The sequence below is a fragment of the Clostridium cibarium genome, from assembly GCF_014836335.1.
GTDB lineage: Bacteria > Bacillota > Clostridia > Clostridiales > Clostridiaceae > Clostridium > Clostridium cibarium.
Genome location: NZ_JACSRA010000061.1, coordinates 1 through 3,005, shown reverse-complemented (window position 1 = coordinate 3,005; position 3,005 = coordinate 1). Strand labels below are relative to the sequence as shown.

The 3,005-nt window shown below is 28.5% G+C and carries 4 protein-coding genes; all 4 read left to right on the top strand.

Annotated features, from left to right (window positions below; genetic code table 11):
* Window positions 1-186 precede the first annotated feature (186 nt).
* The gene (locus H9661_RS19265; RefSeq protein WP_191770432.1) at window positions 187-381 is read left to right on the top strand and encodes a hypothetical protein; all 195 of its coding nucleotides are present in this window, start codon (window positions 187-189) and stop codon (window positions 379-381) included.
* Between the two features lie 140 nt (window positions 382-521).
* A complete protein-coding gene (locus tag H9661_RS19260) occupies window positions 522-1,037 on the top strand; it encodes a hypothetical protein (protein ID WP_143315238.1) in 516 nt (171 codons plus the stop codon).
* Window positions 1,038-1,175: 138 nt separating this feature from the next.
* On the top strand, window positions 1,176-1,604 hold the full coding sequence (locus H9661_RS19255; RefSeq protein WP_191770430.1) for a MarR family winged helix-turn-helix transcriptional regulator: 429 nt from the start codon (window positions 1,176-1,178) through the stop codon (window positions 1,602-1,604).
* 166 nt (window positions 1,605-1,770) lie between these two features.
* Window positions 1,771-2,922, top strand: coding sequence for a YecA family protein (locus H9661_RS19250; protein ID WP_191770428.1), 1,152 nt, complete (start codon window positions 1,771-1,773; stop codon window positions 2,920-2,922).
* Window positions 2,923-3,005 lie beyond the last annotated feature (83 nt).

Below are 3,005 nucleotides of genomic sequence, written 5' to 3'. Positions count from 1 at the left end.
GCCGTATACCGAACGGTACGTACGGTGGTGTGAGAGGTCGGTAGATAAAATAATTATCTACCTCCTACTCGATTAAGGTAATTAGATATTCTGAAGATAGTAAATAAAAATTAGAATAGTTTCATATCCATTGAATATATTATTAACAGAATTAATTATATGGTAGATGAAAAGGGTGAATAAACTGTGAGCTTAAATTCTGTAGGAGAGTTGCTAAGAAATATAAGAAAAAAGAGAATTTTAGATGATAAGATAGAAATAAAAATCAATGGAAATGAAAAACTCTTATTTGAAAAGTATGCAAGAATGAGAGGCTTGGATATAGAAGAGTTAATAAAAGGGCTAGTGAGATGTGATATAGATAAATTTATAAAAGGATGAAAAATTATATTGCCTTGATTTTGGATATAGTTTTATTGTGCATTAAATTCTTTATGTTTTAAGAATTGTTTCAAATAAAACTTGTCCATTGCAAGAAACTGGTTTAAAATAAAAGGAGAGGAATTTAGGGGGAGATATAGGTGAAGAATGAATTATTGTATACAGACACTATAATTAATGAATTAACTAGAAAGGTATATGATAGGAGTGAAGCGGTAAAATATATTACTGAGAAATACACAGAAAAAGAATTTACAAGTTCAGATTTGAAGAAAGAAAGAAGATATGTAAGGCAAAAGATACAAAGCAACTGTTCAAGCTTATTTGATATGATAAGTGGAATTACATTAGCCGTTGTTTCGGGAATTGTAATGTTTTTGTTGTCTAATGTTATTTTTGCTAGAGGATCTTTTTTTAAGGTATTTCTTCCTTTAGTAGTTACAGCAGTACTGCTAACTTTATTTATATATTTAGTATTAGATTCTCGTGAAAAAGTTAAATTATATAATCTATGTATAGATGTATTAGATAAAATTCAAAGGAAAGAAGAAAAAGAAAACTTTAGAAGTGAAGTAAGTGAAATGGTTGATAAAGCAGTTAATGATGCTCTTAATTCTGAAGAAGTAGATGAATATGAAGAATCCATAGGTGCTTAAAGTGTGCTGTTAAAGATGCATATTATCTTTAACAGCATACTGTTTTTTTATGAAAAATTGACATAAGAAGATATAAGTCGTAAAATAAATTTGATTGAAAAAAATTAAATTTTATATTAGTTTATTTAGGAGATGTTTATGGATAAATATGATTGCTTAAAAATTGAAAATCAGCTATGCTTTCCCTTGTACGCTGCAGCTAGAGAGGTAATTAAACAATATACGCCTATTTTAGATAAGTATAATCTTACATATACTCAATACATAGCAATGCTTGTTTTATGGGAAAAGGAAAAAGCTACAGTAAAGGAAATAGGGAAGATACTTCATTTAGATTCTGGTACTTTAACTCCACTATTAAAGAAAATAGAGTCTATGGGGTTAATAACTAGATATAGAGATGTAAATGATGATAGAGTAGTGATAGCGGAACTTACAGAAAAAGGGCTTGAATTAAAGGATGAGGTAATTGGAGTTCCTAATGAAATAATCTGCAAAGTTAATTTATCTATGGAAAAGGCAATTCAATTGAAAAAGTTGTTAGATGAATTATTAGAAATTCTATAGTTATTACTTAAAGGAATATTTGTTTCCTAAATTTAACATTGACTTTTTGTGAAAAAAATTCATACTTATATAGTGTGTAAACAATTTTTAAGGTGCTATAGATATAGCGCCTTTACTGTGCGTAAATTATGATTATGTTATTGTAAATAGGATGAGGAGAATTTTAATGCAAGATAAAAAATATTATTATGACGAACAAATAAAAAGCTACTTTTATAAAGAATACATAGATAGTTTTTCAAAAGTAAAAAGAAAGTTAAATGATACAAGTCTTAATTCATTATTATCTAATGAAACAAAACAAGTTTTAGTTGAAATAGCTAAGAGAATAGAACTTAAAGGATATTCAAAGCTTGGTAAAGATGGTTTAGTATCTTTAATTGCAGATAATATTATGTTAGAAATTCCAACAATTTTAGGAGACCTAACTTATAAAGAAATAGTTTTCCTAGAAGGGCTTTGTAAAGTTGATTTTAATGAATATAAATTTAATATTGAAGAATTGAATCTAATTGGAGGGTTATGTTCACTTGGAATAATGGCAAAGCTTTCAATAGAAGATAAATTATATTTGGCTGTTGCAAAAGAAGTAAAGGAACCTATAAAAGAACTTCTTTCAAATGAAGAATATATGGAAAGCTTAAAACAACGTTCAAAGGGAATTGCATATATCGATGGATTAATGATTCATTATGGAATGCTTGAAGGTAGCGATTTGTACAAGCTTATATCAGAATCAAATAGTAGTTTTTTAAATAAAGAAGATTTAGATTTTTATCTAAATTACATCTTTAGAAGCTATGAAGCATTTCCTGAGGCAAACTCAATAATACATCCATATGTCTTAGACCCAGAAGGGGTATATGGGGAGTTAAGAGCAAGGCAAAATGTACCTTATAACTACGATAATGCAGAATATTTTATATCGTTAGGTGAGGATTTAAAGTCTGCATTTGGAAAAGAAATGGATTTATTAAGAGCATTATTATTATCTAATAATGTTGAAGAAAGCAAGGTAGATTTCTTAATTATAGAACTTATATTTAATATAAAGAATGAGATAGGGACATTATCTATTGTAAATCTTCTTGAAAATAATGGAGTTGTATTTACTGAAGGTTCTAAAGAATCTGATGAGCTTGTAACTGCAGTTGCTGAGGTTTATAACAGCACTCCAATATGGACACTTAAGGGATCAACGCCATTGGAATTAGAAGATAGAAGAAAGACTGTTGTAAAAAAAGAAAAAGAACCAGGAAGAAATGAGCCATGTCCTTGTGGTAGTGGTAAAAAGTATAAAAAATGTTGTGGTAAATAATTTGATATAATCGAGTAGGAGGTAGATAATTATTTTATCTACCGACCTCTCACACCACCGTACGTACCGTTCGGTATACGGCG

Excerpts from the sequence above, each read along its gene's own strand:
- H9661_RS19255 (WP_191770430.1), top strand. The coding sequence starts at position 1,176 with ATGGATAAATATGATTGCTTAAAAATTGAAAATCAGCTATGCTTTCCC.
- H9661_RS19250 (WP_191770428.1), top strand. The coding sequence starts at position 1,771 with ATGCAAGATAAAAAATATTATTATGACGAACAAATAAAAAGCTACTTT.